This is a genomic window from Pseudomonas sp. GW821-FHT02B10, assembly GCF_059421865.1.
In genome coordinates, this window is record NZ_JBWKVU010000003.1 from 126,435 (window position 1) to 153,017 (window position 26,583).

General features: G+C 63.5%; 26 protein-coding genes. 12 read left to right on the forward strand and 14 right to left on the reverse strand.

Annotated elements, in window-relative coordinates; all coding sequences use genetic code 11:
* Positions 1 to 46: 46 nt before the first annotated feature.
* Together ureC and AC07VU_RS08035 are read left to right on the forward strand one after the other, a co-directional pair.
* Complete coding sequence (gene ureC, locus AC07VU_RS08030; RefSeq protein ID WP_053259457.1) at positions 47 to 1,747, forward strand: urease subunit alpha; 1,701 nt, start codon at positions 47 to 49, stop codon at positions 1,745 to 1,747.
* Between the two features lie 155 nt (positions 1,748 to 1,902).
* Positions 1,903 to 3,039 (forward strand): sensor histidine kinase, encoded by a 1,137-nt coding sequence (locus AC07VU_RS08035; protein ID WP_274305379.1) that lies wholly within the window; start codon positions 1,903 to 1,905, stop codon positions 3,037 to 3,039.
* Between the two features lie 181 nt (positions 3,040 to 3,220).
* Here AC07VU_RS08035 and AC07VU_RS08040 read toward each other — a convergent pair whose 3' ends face one another.
* Entirely contained in the window at positions 3,221 to 3,523 is a 303-nt protein-coding gene (locus AC07VU_RS08040) for a chaperone modulator CbpM (protein ID WP_007923674.1), read from the reverse strand.
* Positions 3,524 to 3,563: 40 nt separating this feature from the next.
* Positions 3,564 to 4,502, reverse strand: a complete 939-nt coding sequence (locus AC07VU_RS08045; protein WP_495029706.1) for a DnaJ C-terminal domain-containing protein — start codon at positions 4,500 to 4,502, stop codon at positions 3,564 to 3,566.
* A 299-nt stretch (positions 4,503 to 4,801) separates the two neighbouring features.
* Here AC07VU_RS08045 and AC07VU_RS08050 point away from each other — a divergent pair, with 299 nt between their 5' ends.
* Positions 4,802 to 6,067, forward strand: coding sequence for an Hsp70 family protein (locus tag AC07VU_RS08050; RefSeq protein WP_009041945.1), 1,266 nt, complete (start codon positions 4,802 to 4,804; stop codon positions 6,065 to 6,067).
* A 126-nt stretch (positions 6,068 to 6,193) separates the two neighbouring features.
* On the opposite strand, the gene AC07VU_RS08055 is transcribed toward AC07VU_RS08050, so the two are convergent.
* The 3 genes from AC07VU_RS08055 to AC07VU_RS08065 all read right to left on the reverse strand — a co-directional run bounded on the left by AC07VU_RS08055 (position 6,194) and on the right by AC07VU_RS08065 (position 8,518).
* Positions 6,194 to 7,204, reverse strand: coding sequence for an AI-2E family transporter (locus tag AC07VU_RS08055; RefSeq protein WP_009041944.1), 1,011 nt, complete (start codon positions 7,202 to 7,204; stop codon positions 6,194 to 6,196).
* 163 nt (positions 7,205 to 7,367) lie between these two features.
* Positions 7,368 to 7,658 carry a PsiF family protein gene (locus AC07VU_RS08060; protein WP_007932771.1) on the reverse strand — a complete coding sequence of 97 codons (291 nt, stop codon included), beginning with the start codon at positions 7,656 to 7,658 and terminating at the stop codon, positions 7,368 to 7,370.
* A gap of 71 nt (positions 7,659 to 7,729) precedes the next feature.
* Positions 7,730 to 8,518, reverse strand: a complete 789-nt coding sequence (locus tag AC07VU_RS08065) for an AraC family transcriptional regulator (protein ID WP_274305378.1) — start codon at positions 8,516 to 8,518, stop codon at positions 7,730 to 7,732.
* A 96-nt stretch (positions 8,519 to 8,614) separates the two neighbouring features.
* Here AC07VU_RS08065 and AC07VU_RS08070 point away from each other — a divergent pair, with 96 nt between their 5' ends.
* Entirely contained in the window at positions 8,615 to 9,502 is an 888-nt protein-coding gene (locus tag AC07VU_RS08070; protein ID WP_495029707.1) for a DMT family transporter, read from the forward strand.
* A gap of 103 nt (positions 9,503 to 9,605) precedes the next feature.
* Here the strand turns inward: AC07VU_RS08070 and AC07VU_RS08075 are convergent, their stop codons facing one another.
* From AC07VU_RS08075 to AC07VU_RS08085, 3 genes are all read right to left on the reverse strand, one after another.
* Complete coding sequence (locus AC07VU_RS08075; RefSeq protein WP_495029708.1) at positions 9,606 to 10,496, reverse strand: esterase/lipase family protein; 891 nt, start codon at positions 10,494 to 10,496, stop codon at positions 9,606 to 9,608.
* 309 nt (positions 10,497 to 10,805) lie between these two features.
* On the reverse strand, positions 10,806 to 11,111 hold the full coding sequence (locus AC07VU_RS08080) for a DMT family transporter (RefSeq protein WP_007932767.1): 306 nt from the start codon (positions 11,109 to 11,111) through the stop codon (positions 10,806 to 10,808).
* Positions 11,112 to 11,120: 9 nt separating this feature from the next.
* Entirely contained in the window at positions 11,121 to 11,759 is a 639-nt protein-coding gene (locus AC07VU_RS08085; protein ID WP_274305376.1) for an FMN-dependent NADH-azoreductase, read from the reverse strand.
* A gap of 142 nt (positions 11,760 to 11,901) precedes the next feature.
* Here AC07VU_RS08085 and AC07VU_RS08090 point away from each other — a divergent pair, with 142 nt between their 5' ends.
* A complete protein-coding gene (locus AC07VU_RS08090; RefSeq protein ID WP_495029709.1) occupies positions 11,902 to 12,813 on the forward strand; it encodes a LysR substrate-binding domain-containing protein in 912 nt (303 codons plus the stop codon).
* Between the two features lie 121 nt (positions 12,814 to 12,934).
* Here AC07VU_RS08090 and AC07VU_RS08095 read toward each other — a convergent pair whose 3' ends face one another.
* The gene (locus AC07VU_RS08095) at positions 12,935 to 15,010 is read right to left on the reverse strand and encodes an AsmA family protein (RefSeq protein WP_457275523.1); all 2,076 of its coding nucleotides are present in this window, start codon (positions 15,008 to 15,010) and stop codon (positions 12,935 to 12,937) included.
* Between the two features lie 390 nt (positions 15,011 to 15,400).
* Between AC07VU_RS08095 and AC07VU_RS08100 the strand changes: the two genes are divergently transcribed.
* The 7 genes from AC07VU_RS08100 to AC07VU_RS08130 all read left to right on the forward strand — a co-directional run bounded on the left by AC07VU_RS08100 (position 15,401) and on the right by AC07VU_RS08130 (position 20,673).
* Positions 15,401 to 15,781 (forward strand): hypothetical protein, encoded by a 381-nt coding sequence (locus AC07VU_RS08100; protein ID WP_495029710.1) that lies wholly within the window; start codon positions 15,401 to 15,403, stop codon positions 15,779 to 15,781.
* A gap of 238 nt (positions 15,782 to 16,019) precedes the next feature.
* A complete protein-coding gene (locus AC07VU_RS08105) occupies positions 16,020 to 16,652 on the forward strand; it encodes a TetR family transcriptional regulator (RefSeq protein WP_007925240.1) in 633 nt (210 codons plus the stop codon).
* Positions 16,653 to 16,920: 268 nt separating this feature from the next.
* Positions 16,921 to 17,421, forward strand: coding sequence for an urease accessory protein UreE (ureE, locus tag AC07VU_RS08110; RefSeq protein WP_123411524.1), 501 nt, complete (start codon positions 16,921 to 16,923; stop codon positions 17,419 to 17,421).
* The gene (locus AC07VU_RS08115) at positions 17,418 to 18,092 is read left to right on the forward strand and encodes an urease accessory protein UreF (protein ID WP_495029711.1); all 675 of its coding nucleotides are present in this window, start codon (positions 17,418 to 17,420) and stop codon (positions 18,090 to 18,092) included. Before ureE ends, AC07VU_RS08115 begins: the two co-directional genes overlap by 4 nt.
* A 52-nt stretch (positions 18,093 to 18,144) precedes the next feature.
* A complete protein-coding gene (ureG, locus tag AC07VU_RS08120; protein ID WP_007925234.1) occupies positions 18,145 to 18,759 on the forward strand; it encodes an urease accessory protein UreG in 615 nt (204 codons plus the stop codon).
* A gap of 37 nt (positions 18,760 to 18,796) precedes the next feature.
* Positions 18,797 to 19,369 (forward strand): HupE/UreJ family protein, encoded by a 573-nt coding sequence (locus AC07VU_RS08125; RefSeq protein WP_053259447.1) that lies wholly within the window; start codon positions 18,797 to 18,799, stop codon positions 19,367 to 19,369.
* Between the two features lie 170 nt (positions 19,370 to 19,539).
* Complete coding sequence (locus AC07VU_RS08130) at positions 19,540 to 20,673, forward strand: AGE family epimerase/isomerase (protein WP_150048713.1); 1,134 nt, start codon at positions 19,540 to 19,542, stop codon at positions 20,671 to 20,673.
* 105 nt (positions 20,674 to 20,778) lie between these two features.
* Here the strand turns inward: AC07VU_RS08130 and AC07VU_RS08135 are convergent, their stop codons facing one another.
* From AC07VU_RS08135 to livM, 5 genes are all read right to left on the reverse strand, one after another.
* Positions 20,779 to 21,684 carry a cation diffusion facilitator family transporter gene (locus AC07VU_RS08135; protein WP_495029712.1) on the reverse strand — a complete coding sequence of 302 codons (906 nt, stop codon included), beginning with the start codon at positions 21,682 to 21,684 and terminating at the stop codon, positions 20,779 to 20,781.
* A gap of 246 nt (positions 21,685 to 21,930) precedes the next feature.
* Positions 21,931 to 22,698: an SDR family oxidoreductase gene (locus tag AC07VU_RS08140; RefSeq protein WP_096372935.1), complete on the reverse strand. Its 768-nt coding sequence runs from the start codon at positions 22,696 to 22,698 to the stop codon at positions 21,931 to 21,933.
* Between the two features lie 999 nt (positions 22,699 to 23,697).
* Entirely contained in the window at positions 23,698 to 24,417 is a 720-nt protein-coding gene (locus tag AC07VU_RS08145) for an ABC transporter ATP-binding protein (protein WP_007925221.1), read from the reverse strand.
* Entirely contained in the window at positions 24,414 to 25,289 is an 876-nt protein-coding gene (locus AC07VU_RS08150; protein WP_053259443.1) for an ATP-binding cassette domain-containing protein, read from the reverse strand. Before AC07VU_RS08150 ends, AC07VU_RS08145 begins: the two co-directional genes overlap by 4 nt.
* Positions 25,286 to 26,581: a high-affinity branched-chain amino acid ABC transporter permease LivM gene (gene livM, locus AC07VU_RS08155; RefSeq protein WP_274305370.1), complete on the reverse strand. Its 1,296-nt coding sequence runs from the start codon at positions 26,579 to 26,581 to the stop codon at positions 25,286 to 25,288. Before livM ends, AC07VU_RS08150 begins: the two co-directional genes overlap by 4 nt.
* Between the last annotated feature and the right edge of the window lie 2 nt (positions 26,582 to 26,583).

The following is a 26,583-nucleotide window of genomic DNA, read 5'->3' on the forward strand; positions in this document are numbered from 1 at the left end:
TTCGGCAGCGGCTACAGGTGCCCGACTCAATTCTTAGGAAGGTGCAATGAAGATTTCCCGCCAAGCCTACGCCGACATGTTCGGCCCCACCGTCGGTGACAAGGTGCGCCTGGCCGACACCGAGTTGTGGATCGAAGTCGAGAAGGACTTCACCACCTACGGCGAAGAAGTGAAGTTCGGCGGCGGCAAGGTGATCCGTGACGGCATGGGCCAGGGCCAACTGCTGGCGGCCGAGGTGGTCGACACCCTGATCACCAACGCGCTGATCATCGATCACTGGGGCATCGTCAAGGCCGACGTCGGCCTCAAGGACGGGCGCATCGCCGCCATCGGCAAGGCCGGCAACCCGGACATCCAGCCCGACGTGACCATCGCTGTCGGCGCCAGCACCGAAGTGATCGCCGGCGAGGGCATGATCCTCACCGCCGGCGGCATCGACACCCATATCCACTTCATCTGCCCGCAGCAGATCGAAGAGGCGCTGATGAGCGGCGTCACCACCATGATCGGCGGCGGCACCGGGCCAGCCACCGGCACCAACGCCACCACCTGCACCTCGGGGCCGTGGCACATGGCGCGCATGCTCCAGGCGGCGGACGCGTTCCCGATGAACATCGGCTTCACCGGCAAGGGCAACGCCAGCCTGCCGGAACCCTTGATCGAACAGGTCAAGGCCGGGGCCATCGGCCTCAAGCTCCACGAGGACTGGGGCACCACCCCGGCCAGCATCGACAACTGCCTGAGCGTCGCCGACCAGTACGACGTGCAGGTGGCGATCCACACCGACACCCTCAACGAATCGGGCTTCGTCGAAACCACCCTCGGCGCGTTCAAGGGCCGCACCATCCACACCTATCACACCGAAGGCGCCGGCGGCGGCCATGCCCCGGACATCATCAAGGCCTGCGGTTTGCCCAACGTGCTGCCGAGCTCGACCAACCCGACCCGGCCGTTCACCCGCAACACCATCGACGAACACCTGGACATGTTGATGGTCTGCCACCACCTCGACCCGAGCATCGCCGAGGACGTGGCCTTCGCCGAAAGCCGCATCCGCCGCGAGACCATCGCCGCCGAAGACATCCTCCACGACCTGGGCGCCTTCTCGATGATCAGCTCCGACAGCCAGGCCATGGGCCGGGTCGGCGAGGTCATCACCCGCACCTGGCAGACCGCCGACAAGATGCACCGCCAGCGCGGCCCGCTGCCGGGCGACGGTGCCGGCAACAGCAACTTCCGGGTCAAGCGCTACATCGCCAAATACACGATCAATCCGGCGATCACCCACGGCATCAGCCACGAAGTGGGCTCCATCGAAATCGGCAAATGGGCCGACCTGGTGCTCTGGCGCCCGGCGTTCTTCGGGGTCAAGCCGACATTGATCCTCAAGGGCGGGGCCATCGCCGCCAGCCTGATGGGCGATGCCAACGCCTCGATCCCGACCCCGCAGCCGGTGCATTACCGGCCGATGTTCGCAAGCTACGGCGGCAGCCGGCACGCCACCAGCCTGACCTTTATCAGCCAGGCCGCGCTGGCGGCCGGGGTGCCGCAACAATTGGGGCTGAAAAAACAGATCGCGGTGGTCAAGGGCTGCCGCGACGTGCAAAAGAGCGACCTGATCCACAACGACTACCTGCCGGATATCGAGGTCGACCCGCAGACCTATCAGGTCAAGGCCGACGGCGTGCTGCTCTGGTGCGAACCGGCGGACGTGTTGCCGATGGCGCAGCGCTACTTCCTGTTCTAGAAAGCTGGCTGTTCTAGAAACCTGGGTCCAACGGGCGCCCATCCGGGCCGCCCAACGGTCAGCAAAGCCGGACGTCTTACCGTGTTGAACGGCTCAATCGCGGCTAGAATTCGACACGCCGTCCTCACTCTTGCTGCCTGACAAGGTTCCCGGCCATGCGTCTACCCGATTTCATCGTGCAACAGGTTGATCGCATCGTTGATGAGTGGGAGCGGTTCGCCCGATCCATTGCCCCCGATACCGACTCCCTGACCCGCCTGCAATTGCGCGACCACGCCAAGTCCATCCTGCTGGCCGCCGCTCGCGACATGCGCACTGCCCAGACCGCCAGCGAACAGGCCGCCAAGGCGCGGGGCGAAGGCCCGGAAAAGACCCCGAGCCTCGACGAAGCCGCCGCCAGCCATGGCGAATTGCGGCACAACGTGGGCTTCGACCTGGTGCAGATGACCTCGGAATTCCGCCACCTGCGCGCCTGCGTGATCCGCCTCTGGGTCGCCAGCCTGGAGTCGCCGGAACTGGCCTATTTCCAGGACATGATCCGTTTCAACGAAGCCATAGACGAAGCATTGGCCGAGTCCACCACGGCCTATGCCGAACAGGTCAACCGTTCGCGGGATATCTTCCTGGCGATTCTCGGCCACGACCTGCGAACCCCCTTGCAGGCGGTGAGCATGTCTACCGAGATGCTGGCGCGCAAAGTCGCGCTGGACGCCGATGCGCTGGCCTACGTGTCGCGGATCAAGAGCAGCTCCCGGCACATGGCGACGATGGTCGGCGATCTGCTGGAGTTCGTGCGCAGCCGCCTGGGCAGCAGCCTGCCCATCGAGCCGGCACCCATGGACATGGCCAGTGCCGCCAAGGCGGCCATGGACGAAGCCTGCGCCGGCTGGCCGGACTGCACGCCGGCGCTGAACTTCCATGGCGACAGCCATGGCATCTGGGATCGCGGGCGCATCGAGCAGATGCTGCAGAACCTGATCGGCAACGCCCTGCAGCATGGCAGCAATAACCACACCGTGACCGTCACCCTCACCGGCGCCGCCGAGCAGGTGCTGCTGACCATCCACAACTACGGTCCGCCGATCCCCAAGGAAGCCTTGAGTACCCTCTTCGATCCGCTGGTGCGCAGCGCCAACGAAGAACTCGGCAGCTCCTCCACCAGCCTCGGCCTGGGCCTGTTCATCGTCAAGGAAGTGGTCACCGCCCACCAGGGCAGCATCGAAGTCAGCTCCAGCGAGGCCGATGGCACCACCTTCACCGTGACCCTGCCGCGGGTGTCCCACGCCGAATAGTCGTAGAGAGCAAACTGCCGACATCCCTGTAGCCGCTGCCGAGCCTGCGAGGCTGCGCTCGACCGCGGAGCGGTCGTAAACCGGGCACTGCCTTCCTTCAGGTAAACCGCTAATACAGGTTTTGCGAGGACTCCGTCCTCGAACGCAGCCTCGCGGGCTCGGCAGCGCCTACAGACGCTCGTCACTCGCTGAGCAGACGCCCCAGGCGCTGCTTGAGCATCTGGTTTTCCGTGCGCAATTCGCGGACTTCGTCGAGCAGTTCCAGCGCCAGGGCGACGCCTTCCCACTCCAGTTCCAGATCACGCCGCAACTTGGCGGCGCGCTTGGCGACCGCCAGTTCGTAATCGGTGAAACGCCAATCCCGTGGCGCCGAGCCATGGGGATCGAGGATCCCGTGCTCGACGATTTCCATCACATAGGCGGCCGGCAGATCGGCCACCTCGCAGAACTCTTCCATATCCAGCTGAACGATCAGGGTGCTCATGGTTAGCGACTCCTTGTTTCAGATCAGAATGGGTTGCAGATCAGAAATGCTCCCGCGGATTGAAGGCGGCCTTTTTCGCCAGCTCCTGCCACAGCGCCTTGATGTCGTCGCCGGAGGCCTTGGGCATCACGGCCTTGAGCTGCACGAACAGATAACCGCGATGCCCGGCCTTGTTCAGCAGGCCATGGCCCTTGGCGCGCATGCGTTGGCCGTTCTGGCTGCCGGCCGGCACCTTGAGGTTGATCTTGCCGGTCAGGGTCGGCACCGCGACCTCGGTCCCCAGCGCCAGCTCCCAAGGGGCCAGCGGCAAGGTGATGATCAGGTTCTCGCCCTCGATATCGAACTTCGGATGGGGCGCGAAACGAATGGTCAGGTACAGGTCGCCATTGGCCCCGCCACCGACACCCGGCGCGCCCTGGCCCTTGAGGCGGATACGCTCGCCGTCGGTGACGCCGGCCGGGATCTTCACATTCAGGCTCTTGCTGGTGTTGCTGACATGCTGGCCGGCAGCGTTGTACTGCGGCACCTTGAAGCTGACCTTCTTCGACTCGGCCGACAGGGTCTCTTCCAGGAAGATCGGTAATTCCATTTCCACGTCTTGCCCCCTGCGCCCGGCGCTGCGCGATTGTCCACCGCCGAAACCCGGCCCGCGGTTGCCGAAGATCGAACTGAAGAAGTCCGAAAAATCCCCGCCATCGCCGAAACCGCCGGCATCCGCGCGGCCCTTCCAGCCCGGTGGGCCCTGGAACGGCTGGCCGTGCTGGCCATAACGCCGCAGGTCGTCGTATTCGGCCCGCTTGTCCGCGCTTTTCAGCGCTTCGTAGGCTTCCGACGCGTCCTTGAACTTGGCTTCGGCGTCTTTTTCCTTGCTGACATCCGGGTGATATTTGCGCGCCAGCTTGCGATAGGCGGCCTTGATCGCCTTGTCGTCCGCCGTCGGCTCCACCCCGAGAATCTTGTAATAGTCTTTGAAGTCCATCTAAGGATCACCATCCGTTATCAATGTGGCGCGGCGGGATGTACAGCATGCACTCTTGAACAGCGTCAAGGCTGATCGATCTCAATACTGTGACTCACGCGGCGCAGCAGAAGTTTATCGGCAGCTGGCGGCGGTTCTTGCGACCGCCCGATGGCTGCCCGGCCCATGCCTGCAAGTTTGGGGTGAAGAATAGTCTTTCAAGGCTTGCGGGTTTCGATTTAGCGGATAGTCGGCCTTCGATTCTGCGAACGACTGGCATACACTGCGCGGCCGTTTTTTCCAACCGGAACTCGAAAGACATGAAAAACGCATCTGCGGCCCGTGCCTGCGGTATCGACTTCGGCACGTCCAACTCCACGGTCGGCTGGCTGCGCCCCGGCATGGAAACGCTGATTGCGCTGGAAGACGACAAGATCACCCTGCCGTCGGTGGTCTTCTTCAACATCGAAGAACGCCGTCCGGTGTATGGCCGCCTGGCGCTGCATGAATACCTGGAAGGCTACGAAGGCCGGCTGATGCGCTCGCTGAAGAGCCTGCTGGGTTCCAAGCTGATCAAGCACGACACCAGCGTGCTGGGCACGGCGATGCCGTTCAAGGACCTGCTGGGCCTGTTCATCGGCCAGCTCAAGAGCCGCGCCGAAGCCGCCGCCGGCCGGGAGTTCGAGGAAGTGGTGCTGGGTCGCCCGGTGTTTTTCGTCGATGACGACGCCGCCGCCGACCAGGAGGCCCAGGACACCCTGGTGGAAGTGGCGCGCAAGCTGGGCTTCAAGGAAGTCTCGTTCCAGTACGAGCCGATTGCCGCGGCCTTCGACTACGAGTCGACCATCGAGCGCGAAGAGCTGGTGCTGATCGTCGACATCGGCGGTGGTACCTCCGACTTCTCCCTGGTGCGCCTGTCGCCCGAGCGCCGTGGCCTGGACAACCGCCACGAGGACATCCTCGCCACCGGCGGCGTGCACATCGGCGGGACCGACTTCGACAAGCAGTTGAGCTTGCAGGGCCTGATGCCGCTGTTCGGCTACGGCAGCCGGATGAAGAGCGGCGCCTACATGCCCACCAGCACCCACATGAACCTGGCGACCTGGCACACCATCAACTCGGTGTACTCGCAGAAGTCCCAGTTGGCCCTGGGCAGCATGCGCTACGACATCGAAGACACCGGCGGCATCGACCGCCTGTTCAAGCTGATCGAACAGCGCGCCGGGCACTGGCTGGCCATGGAGGTGGAAGAGACCAAGATCCAGCTGACCCACGCCGACAACCGCGTGGTACCCCTGGACCGTATCGAGGCCGGCCTGAGCGTGGACCTGAGCCGGGCGCTGTTCGAGTCGTCGATCGACAGCCTGCTGGAGCGCATCCGCGGCAGCGTCACGCAACTGCTGGGCGATGCCAATGTCGGCGTCGGCCAGGTCGATACGGTGTTCTTCACCGGCGGTTCCAGCGGCATCCCGGCCCTGCGCCAGAGCGTCGCGGACATGCTGCCCAACGCGCGCCACGTCGAAGGCAACATCTTCGGCAGCATCGGCAGCGGCCTGGCGATCGAAGCGAAGAAACGCTACGGCTAAAAAAGCATCGCCTGTAGCCGCCGCCGCAGGCTGCGATAAGGTTCGCAGGACCTTCAGCGATTTTGAGATCGCTACGGCCTTCGGCCGATCGCAGCCTGCGGCAGCGGCTACAGGGATAGCGTCAGGTCAAACCAATCCCGCCTGCTTCAATTCACTCTTCAGGTAGGCGTAGTAGATCGGCCCGGCCACCACCCCCGGCAGGCCGAACGCCGCCTCGAACACCAGCATCGCCAACAGCAATTCCCAGGACTTGGCACTGATCTGCCCGCCGACGATCCGCGCGTTGAGGAAGTATTCCAGCTTGTGGATAAAGATCAGGTAGCCCAGCGCCGCCGCAGCCACCCAGATCGACAGCGACATGCCGACGATGGTGATCAGGGTGTTGGAGATCAGGTTGCCGATCACCGGCAACAGCCCCAGCAGGAAGGTCAGCACGATCAGGGTCTTGGTCAGCGGCAGCTTGACCCCGAACATCGGCAGGATCAGCGCGAGGAAGATCCCGGTGAAGAAGGTGTTGAGCAGGGAAATCTTGATCTGCGCGAAGACGATGTTGCGAAAGGCCTGGACCAGCAGGTGCAGGCGGTCGAACAGCGCGGCCGCCAGTGGCTTGCGCTTGGTCAGGTCGGGCACGCGCTGCAAGGCGATGATTGCCCCCAGCACCATGCCGATCAGCAAGGTCACGAACATGTGCGCCGCGTCCTTGCCCACCAGTTGCAGCTCGCTCAGGTGCTTGCTGGCCCAGGCGCCGATGGCCACCTGGAACTCCGCCGCGCTGGCCGGCAGATAGGAGTCGAGGAACGGCGGCAGCTGGCCGCGCGCCTTGTCCACCACCGTCATGAATTTGTCCAGGGAAGCCCCCGGGTTCTCCGCTTCGTGCAGCAGGAAGCTGATGGCGCCGGCGAACAGCAGCGTCAGCACGCTGACCACCAGGGTGCCGAGCAGGGCCACCGCCAACCAGCGCGCCCGCCGACCTTCGATCAGCCGTTGCAGTTGCGGGGTGAGCATATTGACCAGTTCGAACACCAGCAGGCCCGCCAGCAGGCTCGGTAATAGCCGCAACGGGATTACCAGCAACAGGCCGCCGAAGATGATCACCCAACTAAACAACAACAGATGACGCTGAGAAAACGTTGGCATACAGCCTCAAACAAACAGCGTGAAAGGATTGGCAGTCTGCCAGCGTTGCACTGGCGATGCGAGGCCGACAGGCGCGGGTTTGCTGGCGATCAACGATACAGGGTGTGTCAGGCAAACCGCCGCGACCGGATCGTGAACAAGCTCGCGCCTGCGAGGGAGAAGGTTATTGCTTCTTCAGGCACGTGCTCATGAAGGTCTTGCGCTCATCGCCCTTGAGGGCTTTGGCAGTGGCGTCGGCATTGCAGGTCTTCATCCGTTCCTGCGGGGTTGCCGCGGCAGCCGGGGTGGCTTTCAGGCAGGTGCTCATAAAGGCTTTGCGTTCATCGCCCTTGAGGGCTTTCGCGGTGGCGTCGGCGTTGCAAGTGGTCATCTTGTTCTGCTGGGCGGTGGCGGCAAAGCCTTGGGAACAGAGCAGCAGACCGACCATCAACAAAGGGATACGCAGCATCTTCATGGAGTTTTCTCCTTGTTACCGCACCGACGGGCGCGGCCTCCAGCGCAGTGTAGACAAACCCTGTTACAGGTTCACCTGTTCTGTAGGCTGGTGCGCCGGTACTGCTCGGGGGTGCAACCGGCCTGGCGCTGGAACATCGCGATAAATGCCGAGGCGCTGCTGTAGCCCATGTCGAACGCCACCTCCTGGACACTGCGCGCGCTGTCCAGCGCCTCGATGGACGCCAGGAAGCGCAGGCGCTGGCGCCACTCGCCGAAACTCATGCCCAGCTCGCGCACGAATTGCCGGGCCAGGGTGCGTTCGCTGACATGGATCCGCCGCGCCCAATCGGCCAGCGCACGGTTATCCCCCGGGGCGGCCTGCAACGCTTCCAGCACACCGAGCAAGGCCGGGCTGCTGGCATACGGCAGGTAACCGTCATGCACCGGCGCCTGCTGTAACTGATCGAGCATCACCTGGGCCAGGCGGCTGTCCGCTTCCTGCTCGGGGATCTGCACGTCGCGCGCGGCGAAGTCCTTGAGGATCGCCTTGAGAATATCGCTGATGGCCAGGGTACAGGCCTGCTGCGGCAGCGCCTGGCACAACTGCGGGGCCAGGCACACGGCGCGGTACACGATCGGCTGCGGGCTGTAGAAACTATGCTCGGTGCCCGGCGGAATCCAGATGGCGTACTGTGGCGGCGACATAAAGCGCTGGCCGGCGATTTCCATGTGCATCACGCCATGGGCCGAATACTCCAGGCAACCCCAGGGGTGGCGATGTTCCAGCGCATGGCTGTGGGCGTCGAAATCGGCATAGCGGAAGTACACCGGCGCCGGCAGACCGCTGAAGGGCAGCAGGTCGATGTGTTTTTTGCTCATGCTGTCCGGATTCAGGGGCGGGTTGTCTGGATCGAAGTATAGGCCTTGATCCAGACAGAGGGATAATTACCCTTCATCAACGTTCTGGTTTTCCTCATGCAATACGCTTATCCGTTACTGGCCGTCTTTATCTGGGCCGGCAATACCGTCATCAACAAACTGGCGGTCGGGGCGATCTTCCCCGCGGAGATCGGTTTCTATCGCTGGCTGCTGGCCGGCCTGTTGTTCACACCCTTCATGCTCAAGGCAGTGGTCGCCCATTGGGCGGTGATCCGCCCGAACCTGGGCAAGATCTTCATCCTCGGCGTGCTGGGCATGGCGGTGTATCAGAGCCTGGCCTACTTCGCCGCGACCCTGACCTCGGCCACCAACATGGGCATCATCCTCTCGCTGATGCCGCTGATGTCGCTGGCCATGGCCATCGCCAGCCTCGGCCAGCGCCTGACGGCCGGCGCCCTGGCCGGTGCCGTGTTGTCGTTTGCCGGGGTGCTGGTGGTGGTGTCGTCCGGCAGCCTCGACGTGCTGCTGGAACAGGGGGTGAACCTGGGCGACGCGATGATGCTGATCGCCACCCTGGCCTACGCGATCTACAGCACCCTGCTGAAAAAATGGCAGCTGCGCCTGCCGCCGCTGGTGCTGTTGTACCTGCAGGTGCTGGTGGCCGTGGTGGTGCTGTTTCCGCTGTTTTTGGCCTCGCCGAAAACCGGCCTGACCCTGCACAACATTCCCCTGGTGCTCTATGCCTGCCTGCTGGCCTCGATGCTCGTGCCGCTGGCCTGGATGCAGGCGGTGGTACGCCTGGGACCGAGCCGCACCACGCTGTTCTTCAACCTGCTGCCGCTGATCACCGCGCTGATTGCCGCCGTGGTGCTGCATGAACAGCTGGCGTTGTATCACCTGGTGGGTGGGGTGCTGACCCTGGGCGGGGTGATCCTGTCGGAACGCTGGACCACCGCGCTGGGGCGCAAGGCCAGCGTCGCCTGACAGATCGTCATCGCGAGCAAGCTCGCTCCTACCAGGGACCGCTCGATCCTGTAGGAGCGAGCTTGCTCGCGATAAATCTCAAGACCGCCACATCCCTCTCTGGCTATACCCCCGCCGCCTTCAACCGCTGCGCATGCTCGACAAACAGCCGGATCGGCTCGGCGCCCTTGCCCACCAGCCCCAGCGACTGGTTGACGATATCGAAGTGGTCCAGGGGGTAATCGTCGCCAATCACCGTGCCCAGGTGCGAGCTGTAGCGGCCGACCATACCATCGCATTGCCCGGCCTCGCGGACAAAGGTCCTGGCGAACAGCCGGCAGGTGCGGTTGGTGCCGTCGAACAGGTTGCGCCCACGATTGGTCTTGCCCGGCTGCAAGGTGCCGGACCAGGAGTAGTAGCGCACCCCGTTGACTTCTTCCGGCCCCTGCCCGCCCCAGGTGTCCGGCAGGCCCTGGGGATACTGGCGGTTGAACAGCGCCACGCCCTCGCTGGTCAGCGAGCGGTGTGAGGCATGGATATCCGCCGGCAGCTTCGGCCCGCGATAGCCGGTGTCGAGCCAGCTCATCAGCACGGCAATCACCTGCAGGATAAAACTCAGCACGCGCCCGCGCAGGGTGTCGATGGAGTGGTGGCGCTCGATGTAGTCGGCCAGCTCCGAGCCATGATTGGGCCCGGCCACCGAGGTCACCGAGGCCACCCAGTCCGGCCGTTTGGCCGCAGCATAGCGGGCGGTGAGCGAGCCCTGGCTGTGGCCGATCAGGTTGACCTTGTCCGCGCCGGTTTCGCGGAGGATCTCCTCGATCCGCGCCAGCAATTGCTCGCCGCGCACCTCCGTGGAGTGCAGCGGCGAGACCTGCACGGCAATCACCGTGGCCCCGCCGCGGCGCAACGCCGACTCGATGCCGAACCAGTAGGAGTACAGCACCAGCCGGATAAACCCCAGCATGCCGGGGACCAGGACCAGCGGGTAACGCGTGGCAAGCTCTTGGGACATGGGAACATCCTTGTGATCGGACTTGTATCAGGGACCGCGGCGCCCAAGGCTGGATGCAGGACAGCAGCCAAGAGCATCGACAGCCAAGATGACAGCTTCACGACCACTGTATGACATTCCCCCAAGGCTAACGCGAGCAAGCTCGCTACAGGGGATTGGCTATAAATGGATCGCCCCGGGTCTGCAGGAGCGAAGCTTGCCCGCGATAGCCCCGGTTCAGGCAATGGATTTCTTCCAGTAGAACCTGAGCAGGTTTGGGGCTGCTACCGTAGCCCATCGCGAGCAAGCTTCGCTCCTACAAGAGATACGCTATTTCAGCCCCACCACCCCGGCCACGATCAGCCCCACCGACAGCAGCTTGACCAGCGTCAGGCTCTCCCCCAGCAAGGCGAAACCGAGGAACACCGTGCCCAGGGAGCCGATGGCGGTCCAGATCGGGTAGGCGATGCTCACCGGCAGTTCACGCATCGCCAGGGTCAGGAAGTAGATGCCGCCCAGCGCGGCCACCACCGTCAGCAGCGACGGCCACAACCGGGTGAACCCCTCGGCGTACTTCATGCCCATGGCGAAGGTGACTTCGAAGGCGGCGGCGATCAGCAAGAACAGCCAGGCCATGTCGCCTCCTCAGAAGGTTCGCGCCAGTGCCAGCAGGCGCTGCTCGGCTTCGGCGCAGGACACCTGGAACGTGCGCTCGGCCGATTCCTCGCCTTCGGCCGCGACCACCGTGACGTCGTCGATACCGATAAAGCCCAGCGCCGTGCGCAACCATGGATCGGCATGGTTCATGGCCTCCAGTTCGCCGCCCGGGCCGAAGCCGAAGCCGCCACGACTGGTGACGATCAGCGCTTTCTTGCCCCGCACCAGCGGCTCGTACTGGGCGACACCATTGTCCTGGACGGTATTGAAGGTCAGGCCCAGGCGCACGATCTGGTCGACCCAGGCCTTGAGGCCGCTGGGCACGCTGAAGTTGTACATCGGCGCCGAGATCACCAGCAGCTCATGCTCCAGCAACTCCGTCACCAACTCGTCACTCAGGGCCAGGTCGGCCTGCATCGACAGGGGCCGCGCCTGGGGTTCGGGATAAAACGCCGCGGCGACGAAGGCCTCGCTGACATGGGGCAGCGAAGCGCGACCGACTTCCCGGCGGGTCAACCGGCCCTGGGGATGGGCCTCGAGCCAGGCCTGGAGAAAGCGCTCCGTCAGCCGCCGTGAATGGGAGCGTTCACCACGGGGGCTGCCATGTACTGCTAGAATTCTGCTCATCTGTCATTCCTCATCCTGGATCATTCTGGAAGACCGTAAAAGCCTTCCTGGGCGAGGAATAAAGCTATTGATGCAGGCCCCCAGGAACAAATGAGCAATAGTTGATCTGGATGAATCCATTTCACCCATAAGGTGACCCAGTATGTTTGCCAACCTGCCGCTGACCGCCCTGCGCGCCTTCGAATCGGCGTCCCGACTCCTGAGTTTCAAGGCCGCCGCCGAGGAACTGTCGGTTACGCCCACGGCGATTTCCCACCAGATCCGCTCCCTGGAAAGCTGGCTGGGCGTGCCGCTGTTCCAGCGCCTGCCGCGCCAGGTGCGCCTGACCGAATGCGGCGAACGGCTGTTCCACAGCCTGCACGGCGCCTTGCTGGAAGTGGCGCAGAGCGTCGACAGCCTGCGCCCGCAACGCAGCGGCGCGAACCTGATGATCTCCACCACGCCGGCCTTCGCCGCGCTGTGGCTGGTGCCGCGCCTGGGGCGTTTTTATGCCCGGCACCCGAACATCAACCTGCGCCTGGACACCAACTGTGAGGTCATCGACCTGCAGCAGGATGCGAGCGTCGACCTGGTGATCCGCTACAGCCTGGACGACTACCCCAATCTCTATGGGCTGTGCCTGTTCGACGAATGCTTCGCGGTCTACGGCTCGCCGGAGCAGGTGGCCCTGGCCCGCGAGCAAACGCCGACGCTGATCAGCGTGCGCTGGCACAACTCCAAGCTCTACGCCCATGGCTGGGAGGCCTGGTGCGACAAGGCGCAGGAAAGCTGGATGCAGGGCCGCCCGGTGATTCGCGAATACGACGAGGAACACTACGCCCTGCAGGCGGCCATTGCCGGCCAGGGCCTGGTGCTGGCCAGCAATATCCTGGTGTCGGAAAGCGTGGCCAGCGGCCTGTTGCTGCCGTATCGCCCGGAGATCCATGTCGACGGCGCGGGCTACAGCGCCTTGTGCGTACCCGGGCGCGAACGGCATCCGCCGGTGCGGGCGTTTTTCCAGTGGTTGCGCGAAGAGGCCCAGGCAGCCGGGCACCCGCTGCTCGCCGCCGGCTAATGCCCTTGAACGGGTAGGAGCGAGGCTTGCCCGCGAAAGACGCGCCGCGGTTATGCAGATGCACCGCGTCGGATTCTTCGCGAGCAAGCTTCGCTCCTACAGACGCGAAAGGCGCGTGAGCTTAACGCGTCGGCTTGACCGCCACCGGCGCCTTGCCCGAACGCATCTGCTCGAGTAGCGGCGCGCACTGGTTCGGCTCGCCACCGCTCGGCGCCACCAGCGCCAGCAACCCGGCTGCCGGCCCGGCGATCACCCCCAGCGCCACCATGCCGGCGCCGCGCAACATCAGCGGCACGGCCTTGACCCCGGCCTCCGGCTTGATGAACTTGCCTTGCACATAGAGCGGCGAGCGCAGGGAGAACAGGCGCAAGCCCTTGGATTCCGGGGTGATGGTCAGGTCCAGTTGCTCGCTGGCCATGTTCGCGGTGCCGTCGATGTAGACGATCGCGTTCTCGGTATCGAACACGAACAGGCGGCTGGTGGCCAGGCCGGTCTTGATGCCGAAGTCGGCGGCGGCGCAATTGATCTTCACTTCCTTGTCGCCAAACATCTTACCGATCACATAGTTGCCGACGTTGAGCCCGGCGATCTCCATCAGGCTGCGGCTGATGGCGCCGTCGTTGATCAGCATCTTCAGCTCGCCATTGGCGCTGCCGAGCAGGGCCGCCACCGAATTGCCGCGCCCGGCGATATCGGCATCGCCATTGAGTTCGCCGAAGCTGGTTTTCATCGGCTCGAAGGTCGGGAACAGCTGCTTGAGCTTGAAGTTGCGCGCGGTCAGCTTGGCCCGGCCTTCCAGCGGCGTGGCCTGGCCGTTGAGGCGAATCTGCGCATCCAGCTTGCCGCCGGCCACGCCGAAACGCAGCGGCTCCAGGCTCAGGCGCCCGTCGTCGAGCACCAGATGTGTGTACAGGTCGGTGAAGGGCAAGTCGGCGCTATGGACGATGCGCTTGCCGGTGAACTCGACATCGGCGTCCATGTCGCGCCAGCGCTCAGTGCGGAACTCTTCCACCGGCAACACCTTGTCCGCCGGCTGCTTGCTGTCGCCGCCCCGGGCCTTCTGCTCGGCGTTGGAGTCGGCGCCGATCAGCGGCGCCAGGTCGCTGAACAGCAACTGATTGGACACCAGCGCGCCGGTCAGTTTGGGCCGCGGCTGGCTGGCGACGTAGGTCAGGTTGCCGTGGATGTCGCTGTCGCCGATCTTGCCGTTGAAATCCTGGTACTGGAACTTCGCCCCGGTCGGGTCGCGCAACTGCGCGCTCAGGTGGCCATCGGTGGCATAGGCCGGCGAGTCCGGCAGGGTCACGCCAGTCAGCGGGTACAGGTTGCCCAGGCTGGTGCCGGCGAGCTTCATGCGCAGATCCAGCGCGCCGAGGTTGAGCGGGTCGGTCAGGGTGCCGGCCAGTTCGACGCGGGTATCGCCGATCGTTGCCTGGACTTGCAGCGGAAACGGCTTGCTCGCGTCCTGCAGCGCCAGCAAGCCGCCGATCTTGCCGGAACCGGCGAGCGCCTGGCCGTGATATTGCCCCTTGGCCTTGAAGGCAAAGGCATAGGACTGGGGAGCCGCGCCTTTCTCCTCGGCTTTCTTCGCTGCCTTGTCGCCGACGATGTCGCTGAACGGAATCGGCTTGCCCAACGGGTCGATCAGCAGGTCGAGGCGGGTTTTCAGGCTTTGGTCATTGAGGGTGACATGGCCTTTGTCGAAGCCGATGGCGCCGATGTCCACCACCCAGTTGGAGGGCTCGGCATTCGGGTCTTTCGGGTCGAACTGGAAGGTCCAGTTGGCGCGGCCGTCGGCCAGGCGTTCGAGGGCGGCGTTCGGCTCGGTGAGGTCGATGCGCGGAATGCGCACGCGCTGCGCCAGCAATGCCATGGGTGAAATACGCAACTCAACGCGCTTGAGACTGACCATCTGCGGCGCCTTGGACCAGTCGGGGTTGCCCAGGGTCAGGTCCTCGGCCACCACGTGCGGCCACGGCACCCAGGCCCGCCAGCCGCCTTCGTCGAGTTCACGCTGCCAGATCACCGCCAGGTTGCCGTTGATGGCGAAGGGGCGATGCAGTTCTTCGGAGACTTTGGCATTGAGTGGCGGCTTGATCCGGTTCCAATCGAAGAACGCGATGATCAGTACCAGCACGGCCAGCAGCAGGAAAAGGCTACCGACTGTCCAGGCGAGAATTTTACGAGTGCGCGTCATTGCACGGGGCTCCTGACTACCTGACGGGCGCCTGGATGGCGACGCCCTTATGAACTGCCGGGGTTGAAATCCACCGGTCATGGAAACTAGGACTGACAAACGGCCCGCAGGTTTAACCCAAAGCCGCGAATCAGACACAAATGCACGGATTTTCCTGACCGAAGCGCCAGCTTGGCGTTACCGCCGCCGCACTTTTGCGAGGCGCAGATGGGTCGAAAATACCCACCCCGGTGCAAAACCCTTCTTCGGAAACGCCCGTTCTAGAGCCCTCGGGCAGAACAATCAATTCTGTTGATTATTACCATTGTCTTTATGAACTTTTATATCGATTTTGCGCGCGTAACATTGGCTCCGTACCCACTTTATCGCCCTCCCAAGGAGCAACCCATCATGAAACGCCAATTACTGCTTAGCCTGACCCTCTCGATCCTGGCAGCCAATGCTTTCGCCCTGCCAGCCGCTGAACAGGCTACCCCACAAGTCAAGGCAAGCACCTCGGTATTCACCCAGACCCTGGCTTCCGACGGCAGCGACCGCACCCCACAAGGCCAGACCCTGGCTTCCGATGGTAGCGACCGTACCCCACAAGGTCAGACCCTGGCTTCCGACGGTAGCGACCGTACCCCACAAGGCCAGACCCTGGCTTCCGATGGCAGCGACCGTACCCCACAAGGCCAGACCCTGGCTGAAGACGGCTTCGATCGCACTCCCCTGGGCCAGGCTGTAGCCGAAGGCGGCCGTGATCGCCTGGAAGAGAAAGGTCTGGTTTAAGACGGCAACGACCGTTTGGCCTAACGCAACCCAGCTGTGAGTCAAGCCTATGATGCCTCTACAGAAAAGCCCGGTCCCAGGATCGGGCTTTGTTTTTTCCTGAGCCGCGCCGTTTTTTTCTGCGTCCACCGCTCCGATCCAGGTCTCGCCTTCAGCCTACCGCCCCCACCAGGTTCGACGCCGGCAAAGTTGATTTGCTAGAGTGCGCCGCTCTCTTGATCAGAAAACCAGCCCGCCGATGCTGCCCCGCGCCGAACAGAAACAACAGACTCGCAACGCTCTGATGGACGCTGCCCGCCACCTGATGGAATGCGGCCGCGGATTCGGCAGCCTGAGCCTGCGCGAAGTGGCGAAAACCGCCGGCATAGTGCCGACCGGTTTCTACCGGCATTTCGACGATATGGACCAACTCGGCCTGGTACTGGTCAGCGAAGTCGGCCAGACCTTCCGCGAAACCATCCGCCTGGTGCGCCATAACGAATTTGTCATGGGCGGCATCATCGATGCCTCGGTGCGGATCTTCCTCGATGTAGTGGCAGCCAACCGCTCGCAGTTCCTGTTCCTCGCCCGCGAGCAGTACGGCGGTTCGCTGCCGGTGCGCCAGGCGATCGCCAACCTGCGGGAAAACATCAGCGCCGACCTGGCGGCCGACCTGACCCTGATGCCCAAGCTGCAACACCTGAACATCGCCGACCTGACGGTGATGGCCGACCTGATCGTCAAAAGCGTGTTCGCCACCTTGCCGGACATCATCGATCCGCCTGCGCAAGCCCTGCCCGAGCACCTCACGCCCCAGGCGAAAATCACCCAGCAGCTGCGTTTCATCTTTATCGGCCTCAAGCATTGGCAAGGGCTGGGCAGCACCGAATAACCCCCGCCGCTGCGCTCAACCGCACAACCTCCTCCACCGCCTCATCTGCCCGCCATGGCTCGCGCCAGAGCGGCGCTTCGCCGCGCATCAAAAAACAGCACAACGCACCAAGTCAGTGCTATAAATCAGCGCACACCCTGAATTTGTAACAAAATAAAACAGAAGCCTGCCCCATTTTCAGGCGCTTTCCACCCGTTTCCAATCAGACCGGGCGATTGGCAAGGCACTTGCTCTACACCCTGCATCGCTCATAGCTGGAAGCCTTCCAATGCTGGTGATTCATCGCAGAATCGCGCCGCAACCCGACTGGTCCGCCGAGTTGCACCTGACCTTCGAAGCCCGCAGCAAAAGCCGCTTGCGCTGTTTTAGTGCCGACGGCGAAGACGCCGGGCTGTTTCTGGAGCGTGGCCAGCCGCCGCTGCACGACGGCGAATGCCTGCAAGCCGAAGACGGCCGGATCGTGCGGGTCTGCGCGCGTCCGGAAACCCTGTTGCATGTCACCTGCCGCAATGCCTTCGAACTGACCCGCGCCGCCTACCACCTGGGCAACCGCCACGTCGCCCTGCAAGTCGGCGATGGCTGGCTGCGCCTGCTCGACGACTATGTGCTCAAGGCCATGCTCGAACAGCTCGGCGCCAATACCGAAACCATCGAGGCGCCGTTCCAGCCGGAACACGGCGCCTACGGCGGTGGCCATCATCATTCCCGCCACGGCGACGAGGACTTCAACTACGCGCCGCGGCTGCACCAGTTCGGCGTGCGCCCATGAACCCGGCCTGGGCCCTGCTGCGCCTGGCCAGCCCACAGCTGCCGATTGGCGGCTACAGCTATTCCCAGGGCCTGGAAATGGCCGTGGAACAGGCCACGGTCAACGACCCGCACAGCGCCCGACGCTGGATCGGCGACCAGTTGCTGCTCAACCTCGCGCGCTTCGAAGCACCGCTGTTGCTGGCCCATTGTCAGGCGGCCGCGGACGAGGACTGGGCGCGCTTGCTGCAGCTGTGCCAGGAACATCGCGCCAGCCGCGAAACCCGCGAGCTGCACCAGGAAAGCCGGCAAATGGGCTATTCCCTGCAACAGCTGTTGAACGGCCTGCCGGAGCTGGATCCGCCGGCCCGTAACTTTCTCGCGCAGATCGCCGAGCCGCATCTGGCCCTGGGCTGGGCCCTGGCCGCGCGGGCCTGGCGGATCAGCCCGCAGGACGCCCTGGCCGCCTGGCTGTGGAGCTGGCTGGAAAACCAGCTGGCGGTGCTGATGAAAACCCTGCCCCTGGGCCAGCAGGCTGCTCAGCGCCTGACCAGCGAACTGTTGCCGCTGTTGCAAGAGGCCCAGCGCAATGCCTCGAACCTCGACCCCGAACATTACGGCAGCGCCGCCTTCGGCCTGTCCCTGGCGTGCATGGCCCATGAGCGCCAGTACAGCCGCCTGTTCCGCTCCTAGGTCCTTTTAGTTTGGCGCCTTTTACTGGGTGCCTTTTATTGTGGAGAGTCACATGAACGCACAACCTCTGCGCGTCGGCATCGGCGGCCCCGTGGGCTCCGGCAAGACCGCCCTGACCCTGGCCCTGTGCCTGGCCCTGCGCGAACGCTACAACCTGGCGGTGGTGACCAACGATATCTACACCCGCGAAGACGCCGATTTCCTGGTACGCAACCAGGCCCTGGCGCCCGAGCGCATCATCGGCGTGGAAACCGGCGGCTGCCCGCACACGGCGATTCGCGAAGACGCCTCGATCAACCTCGAGGCGGTGGATCAGCTGAACCGGCGTTTTCCCGGCCTCGACCTGATTCTGGTGGAGTCCGGCGGCGACAACCTGTCGGCGACCTTCAGCCCCGAGCTGTCCGACCTGACCATCTACGTGATCGACGTGTCGGCGGGCGACAAGCTGCCGCGCAAGGGTGGCCCGGGCATCTGCAAGTCCGACCTGCTGGTGATCAACAAGATCGACCTGGCGCCCCTGGTCGGCGCTTCGCTGGAGATGATGGACGGCGATACCCAGCGCATGCGCGGCGGCAAACCGTTCGTCTTCAGCAATCAGAAGACCGGCCAGGGCCTGGAGGAAATCATCGCCTTTATCGAACGCCAGGGACTACTGATCGCGGCCTGATCGCTCTTTTCAAAAAAGCTCAACAAGGAAGCCTGTCATGACACTCAAACGCATTCTCGGCACCCTCGCCCTGCTGCTGACTCCAGCTTTGGCCTTCGCCCACCCGGGCCATGGCGACAACGGCCTGATGGCCGGCATCAGCCACCCGATCGGTGGCCTCGACCACTTGCTGGCGATGGTTGCGGTCGGCCTGTGGGCCGCGCAGCAGCAAGGCGCGGCGCGCTGGGCACTGCCCTGCACCTTCGTCGGCACCATGCTGATCGGCGGTGTGCTGGGTTTTGCAGGACTGAACCTGCCGGCCCTGGAAAGCGGGATCGCCGCCTCGGTCCTGGCCCTCGGCCTGGCCGTGGCCCTGGCGGTGCGTCCGCCGTTGAGCCTGGCGGTGGCCGCCACCGCGCTGTTCGCCCTGTTCCACGGCGTGGCCCACGGCCTGGAACTGCCGGACATGTCCAGCCCCTGGACCTATGCCGCAGGCTTCGTCGCCGCCACCGCGGCACTGCACGCGGCCGGTTATGCCGTGGTCCGGCTCCTGCCACAGGCCGCTGCGCCGCTGGTGCGCCTGGCGGGCGCGGCGTCCGCTGCGACTGGCGTGTGGTTGCTGGCCGGCTGATGCGCGTCGTTTGAGGCTTTTTTTCGCGAGCAAGCTCGCTCCTACAGGAACAACGCCGCCACTGTAGGAACGAGCTTGCTCGCGATTAAGGGCTCCGGCCCAACCACGATCCCCAGGGCCTTCTCTGCTACCATGTCGCGCATTCCACCCTGCCGTGACGACGCCAGCCAATGCCCGATGTTTCCAGCCCCACTTCCCCGTCTGAATCGACCGCCCTGTTTACGGCCGTGCAACAGCATTTCCACAGCGTGATCGTGCCGCTCTGGCAGGGGCCGGGCTGGAATCCGGAACTGGCACTGCCCTTCGAGGCGCTGGACGCCGAGCATGCCCCGCTGCCGCCTCAGCGTTATCGGGCCATGGCCTGCGCTCGGCAGCTGTACCTGTTTTCCAGCCTGATCGGCGATGGTCGTACGCCGCTTGCCGAAGAGCGCGCCGCGGCGCTGTTCCGTTCCCTGCAACGGCACTTCCACGACGCCGAACACGGTGGCTGGTTCTACAGCATCGATGCCCAGGGCGCGCCGCTGGACAGGCGCAAGGACCTCTACACCCACGCCTTCATCGTCTTTGCCTGCGCCCATTACTGGGCCAAGGTCCGCGAGCCGCTGGTGGAATCGGTGCTCAATGCCGCGCTGAAAGTGGTGGCCGAACGTTTTGCCAGCGGCGATGGCTTGTACGAAGCGGTCCTCGCGGAGGACTGGTCGTCCCTGGCCTCCGGTCCCTTGCAGAACCCGCTGATGCACCTGGCCGAGGCCTTCCTCGCCACCCTGGCCGTGCGTGACGACGCCGCCGTGCAAAGCGCGCTGCAAGCCCTGTGCACAGCCATGCAGCAGCGCTTCATCGAGCCACGGCATGGGCTGATGATGGAGAAACCACTGGGGGCTGTGGATAACTGGTTCGAGCCGGGGCACCAGTTCGAATGGTTCTTCCTGCTGCAATCCTCGGCCTTGCTGCGCGGCTGCCCGCTGCACGCCTCGCTGGAGCGGGCCTTCGCCTATGCCGAGCAGGTTGGTGTGGATAACTCCAGCGGCGCGGTGAGCGGGATGCTGAGCATCGATGGCGATGTGCTCGACCCCACCCAACGCATCTGGGCCCAGGCTGAATACCTGCGCGCTCTGACCTTGCGCCAGGACAGCGCCGAACGCCTGCAACACCAATTGCTGGCGCTGCAACAACACTTCCTGCATGCCAAGGGCTGGAACGAATGCCTGGACGCCCATGGCGTACTCAGCCGCCGGGACATGCCGTCGACCACGCCTTATCACCTGGCGACCTGTTATCTCGGCCTGGCTGAATACTTCGGCTGATCTTTACATCGCTATCGCGAGCAAGCTTCGCTCCTACAGAAAAACGGGCATGCCTGTGTAGGAGCGAAGCTTGCTCGCGATTGCGCGCCTGCGCTCAGCAAGGCCTCAGGCAATCCACTTGCGATCGCCGGTAAAGCTGATGGTCAGCCAGCGCGCCGCATCCGCCTTGCCGAGCTGTGTGGATATCTCCTCGCGCAGCTTGTCCAGCGTCGCCACGCCCTGCAATGGATAGTCCTGCGGCAGCACGATGTGAATCTCGATGAACCGCGCCCGTCCGTGCTTCTGCACATACGAGACGTAGTCGGCAAAGCCGTGCTCGACTTTCGCCTCGTCCATCACTTGGCGAACCTTGTCATCCAGTTGGTCCGGGACAATTCCCAGTACATCGCGTAACGCTGGCTTGAGAATATTGAAGGCCGGCGCGAGCATGCTCAGGGCCAGCAGGATCAGGATTGACGGGTCGACGTAAGCGGCCCACTGGCCATAACCCTGGGTCTTGAGCAGCAACGCGATGAGAAAGCTCACCAGCAAGCCGACCGAGAGCATCGCGTCCACCAGCCAGCTGACGTTGTCGAACTGGATCAACGAGGATTTCAACGTGCGATTGCGATAACGGACGTAGAAGAAATAGGCGAAACAGACGACGCTAAGCACCATCGCAAAAGGGATCACCAGGCCCAGTTCGATCTCGCGGCCACCGTTGATGATGCCGAACATACCGCTGAGAAAGGCGTAGATCGCAATCAGCAACAAAAAGCTGCCTTCGATCAGCAGCACCATCGGTTCCAGGTGCCAGAAGCCGAACTGAAAGCGCTGGTTGCTTTCCTTGGCGATCAGCTTGGCGGTGATCAGCATCAGGACCTTGATGACGGTCGCGATCAGCGAAAAAAAACCATCGAACAGAATCGATTGGGAACCGGAAAAAAAACCCGTGACGATAGCGGCGATCGCCACGGCGAACATCAGGACGGTCGATTGTTTGAGCAGTACCTGCTCACCTCGGTTACTCACATTTCCTCCTCGAGAACCTTTGAATTCGCGGCCTTGATGCAAGGCTGCGGTGGGTTGCGGAGCGGGAGTCTACCTTGTGCGGGCTGATTCAGGCCTGAACGGCTGTGTTGCCAAACGCATCGGCACATGAGGTGTGTAGCCGCTGCCGCAGGCTGCGATAAGGCCCGGAGGGCCTTCGGCGATCTTGAAGAGCACGCCCTCTTCGAGGTCGATCGCAGCCTTCGGCAGCGGCTACAGGCGGAGCATTCAGCCCTTGGCATTGCGCTCGATGGCGAAGCCGGCCCAGGTCTGGCTCACCGGCATCAGCTCCAGGCTGTTGATATTGACGTGGGCCGGGGTGTTGAGCACCCAGAAGATGGTGTCGGCGATGTCCTGCGGCTGGATCGGCTCGGCACCGGCGTAGGTGGCGTTGTAGCGCTCCTGGTCGCCTTTGAAGCGCACCAGGGAGAACTCGCTTTCGCACAGGCCCGGCTCGATGTTGGTCACCCGCACACCGGTGCCTTGCAGGTCGCAACGCAGGTTCAGGGAGAACTGTTTGACAAACGCCTTGCTCGCGCCATACACGTGACTGCCCGGATACGGGTAGTTACCGGCGATGGAGCCGAGGTTGACGATGCCGGCGCCGCGGCCATGGGCGATCAGCCGTGGCAGCAGCAGGCGGGTGCTGTACATCAGGCCCTTGATGTTGGTGTCGACCATGGTGTCCCAGTCGTCCAGGTCGCACTTGGGCGCCGGATCGACCCCCAGGGCCAGGCCGGCGTTGTTGATCAGCCCGCGCAGCTTGGCGAAGGACGGCGGCAGGTTGGCGATCGCTTCTTCCATGGCCTTGCGGTCCCGCACATCGAGCACCAGGCCGTGCACCTCGGTCTGCTTCGACAGCTCGGCGCACAGGGCGTCGAGACGCTCTTCGCGGCGCCCGGTCAGCACCAGCGACCAGCCGGCCTCGGCAAAACGACGGGCACAGGCTTCGCCAAAACCGGAGGTCGCGCCGGTAATAAACAGGGTGGAAGTCATGGTGTTCTCCTTGCTGGGCGTCGAACCGCCGTGGAAATGAAAAATCGTTTCGCAGCATGCCCGGCCTGAATCGCAGCGGCAACCGGAGGTTGTGCGAGCCCGGCTATCAGCCTCCCCTGTAGCCGCTGCCGAAGGCTGCGATCGGTCTGGGCGGCATTCCGTTCGAAGAGGGCGTGCTCTTCAAGATCGTTGAAAGGCCCTCCGGGCCTTATCGCAGCCTTCGGCAGCGGCTACAGAGACGCAACTGTACAAAAAACAACCAACCACCGCCAAGCCAGGCAGGCCGTGGCCCGCAGCCACATGCACGCACCTTATCCACAGGACGCTCCACAGTCTTTGGGGGCAAGTGCAAAAGTCCGCAAGCCGCTATCCACAGGGGCTGCAGGCGGTTTTAGAAAGTTTTTTGCTTGACCTGGGCATGGCGTCCATGCCGCCCCGGCCGATACAGGCGACCGAACGGTCAGGCAAGGGATGGCTTCAAGCCAGTAACGACGCTGCCTCGGCGAGTCTTTCCAGAGTTTAATCACAGACTTATCCACAGGTTTATCCAGGGGGGGGTCCGCCCTTTGCCTGCGACAATAAAAAGGTTGACAACGGCCGCTCATGGTCAGGCAAAAACGCCTGATCAAAAAATGATCACAAGCCTGCAGGCCACGCCATTCAAGGCCTCCAGCCAGCTACTCCCACGTTACCCACAGCCAGTTCCACAGCAAACGGGGACAAGTCAAAACCTTGGCAAAACAACTATTTGCAGCGTCTTTATGCCGCGCTTTGCCAGCTTGCGCAGAATGTTTTCCACAATTTGCGTTTTCTGCTGTGGACAAGGTCATCCACCGCCGCTTGCTCCTGTAGGAGCGAGGCTTGCCCGCGATGAGCTGATCGCAAGCAATCGAGCATCGACCGGCTGCTCCTACGGGAGCGAGGCACCATCGGGATGTGGATAAAAAAAGCCCCGCCGGCGCGAACCGGCGGGGCAAGTCTTATCCACAGTACGCAGGCTCAGTGCCCGCCCAGATACGCGTTACGCACCTCCTCGTTGACCAGCAGTTCCTGGCCGGTGCCGCTCAGGCGGATCTCGCCGTTGACCATCACATAGGCGCGGTCCGACAGCTTCAACGCGTGGTTGGCGTTCTGCTCGACCAGGAAGATGGTCATGCCGGTGGATGCCAGCTCGCGCAGGGTGGCGAAGATCTGCTTCACCACGATCGGCGCCAGCCCCAGGCTCGGTTCGTCCAGCAACAGCAGCTTGGGACGGCTCATCAGCGCGCGGGCGATGGCGAGCATCTGCTGCTCGCCGCCGGACATGGTCATGGCCCGCTGGGTCCGACGTTCCTTGAGCCGCGGGAACAGCTCGAACATGCGCTGCATGTCTTCGCTGGCGTACTTGTCGCCGATGGGGATGGTGCCCATCAGCAGGTTCTCTTCCACCGTCATGTCCGGAAACACCCGGCGCCCTTCCGGCGACTGGGCGATGCCGTTGGAGGCGATGTAGTGCGAGGACTTGTGGGTGATGTCCACACCGCGGTAGATGATCTGCCCGGACTCGGCCCGCGGCTGGCCGAAAATCGACATCAGCAGCGTGGACTTGCCGGCACCGTTGGAGCCGATCAGGCTCACGGTTTCACCTTCGTTGATGTGCAGCGAGACTTTCTTCAGGGCCTGGATCGGCCCGTAGTACACGTCCAGGTCCTTGAGTTCGAGGATAGGCGCAGTCGTCATACCAGTTCCTCTTCGTCCGCACCCAGGTAGGCGGCAATCACTTTCGGGTCGTTGCGGATCGCTTCGGGCCCGCCCTCGGCGATCACGTTGCCGTGGTCGAGCACCACGATATGGTCGGAAATACTCATCACCATGCCCATGTCATGTTCAATCAGCACCACGGTCAGGTCGTGCTCGTCGCGCAGCAGCCGGATCATCGCGCTGAGCGCTTCGGTTTCCTGGGGGTTGAGGCCGGCGGCCGGTTCGTCGAGGCAGATGATCTGCGGCCGGGTGCACATGGCACGGGCGATTTCCAGGCGGCGTTGCTGGCCGTAGGACAACTCGCCGGCCAGGCGGTTGGCGCAGTCCACCAGGTCCACCACCTCCAGCCAGTAGAAGGCGTGGTCCAGGGCGTCGCTTTCAGCCTTCTGGTAACCCTTGGTATTGAGGATGCCGGACAGCAGGTTGCGGTTGACCCACATGTGCTGGGCCACCAGCAGGTTCTCCAGCACCGACATTTCCCTGAACAGGCGAATGTTCTGGAAGGTCCGCGCCAGCCCCGCCCGGTTCACCAGGTGGGTACCGCCGAACATCTTGTAGAACAGCCGGCTGGCAAAGCGCTTGGGCGACACGAAGTCGGTCGCACGAAACGGCTCGCCCAGCAGCTTGATGACATTGGTCGGCGTACCCCGGGTATTGAGGGCGATATGCCCGCCCGTGGCCTTGTAGAAACCGGTCAGGCAGTTGAACACCGTGGTCTTGCCGGCGCCGTTGGGGCCGATCAGGGCGAAGATGGAGTTGCGCTTGACCTCCAGGCTGACGTCGCTCAGGGCCTTGATGCCACCGAAGTGCATCATCAGGTTCTCGACCTTCAGGATCACTTCATCGCTCATGATGCGCTCCTCTCGGTCAGGACACCCTTGCGCGGGGTCACGCCGGTGCGGCTGATACGAATCAGGCCTCGTGGCCGCCAGATCATCATTAACACCATGAGAATGCCGAACAGCAGCACCCGGTACTCGGAGAAACTGCGCAGCAGTTCCGGCGCCACGGTGAGGACGAACGCCGCGATCACCACGCCCACGGTCGACCCCATGCCGCCCAGGACCACGATGGCCAGGATCAGCGCCGACTCGAAGAAGGTGAAGGACGAGGGGTTCACGAAGCCCTGGTAGCTGGCGAAGAACACCCCGGCCAGGCCGGCGGTGGAAGCGCCGATGGTGAAGGCCGAGAGTTTCACCAGCACATGGTTCAGGCCCATGGCACGGCAGGCGATCTCGTCTTCGCGCAGTGCTTCCCAGGCCCGGCCGACCGGCATGCGGGTCAGCCGGTGCTTGATGTAGAGCACCAGCAGCACAACGATGAACAGCACGATGTAGATGAACAGGAACTTCAGGTTGGGGTTGTATTCCAGGCCGAAGAACTCATGGAACGGCACCCCGCCATCCTTCGCCCGCCGTCCGAACTCCAGGCCGAAGATGGTCGGCGACGGCACTGGCATGCCGTTCGGGCCGCCGGTGAAGGACAGCCAGTTGTTGAGGATCAGGCGGATGATCTCGCCGAAGCCCAGGGTCACGATGGCCAGGTAGTCACCGTGCATGCGCAACACCGGGAAACCGAGTATGCACCCCGCCAGCGCCGCGGCGAGGGCCGCCAGGGGCAGCACGGTCCAGAAGCCCAGGCCCAGGTACTGGTAACCCAGCGCCAGGCCGTAGGCACCGATGGCGTAGAACGCCACGTACCCCAGGTCGAGCAGCCCGGCCAGGCCGACCACGATGTTCAGCCCAAGACCGAGCAGCACGTAGATCAGGCCGAGGATGACCACGGTCAGCAGGTACTTGTTGGCAAAGAACGGGAAGACGATGGCGATCACGATCAGCGCCGGGATGATCCAGCGCAGCCGCGACTTGTAGTCCGGCGCCCGCACATGCACGCCGGAGCCGGTGCTCTCGAAACCCTGGAGGATCTTCAGCCCCTTGGGCGTCTGCAGGAACAGGCTCAAGGCGAAGCGGCCGATCATCACGATCGCCACCAGCCAGCCGACGCGGGCCGGTTGCAGGTTGAAGCTGTAGCCCTCGAGTACCACACCCACGATAGGACCGAACACGATCAGCGAGATCAGCCCGGCCAGTACGGCGTCGATGACGCTCTTTTTGATATCAATCGGTTTATTGGCAGCAGACATAC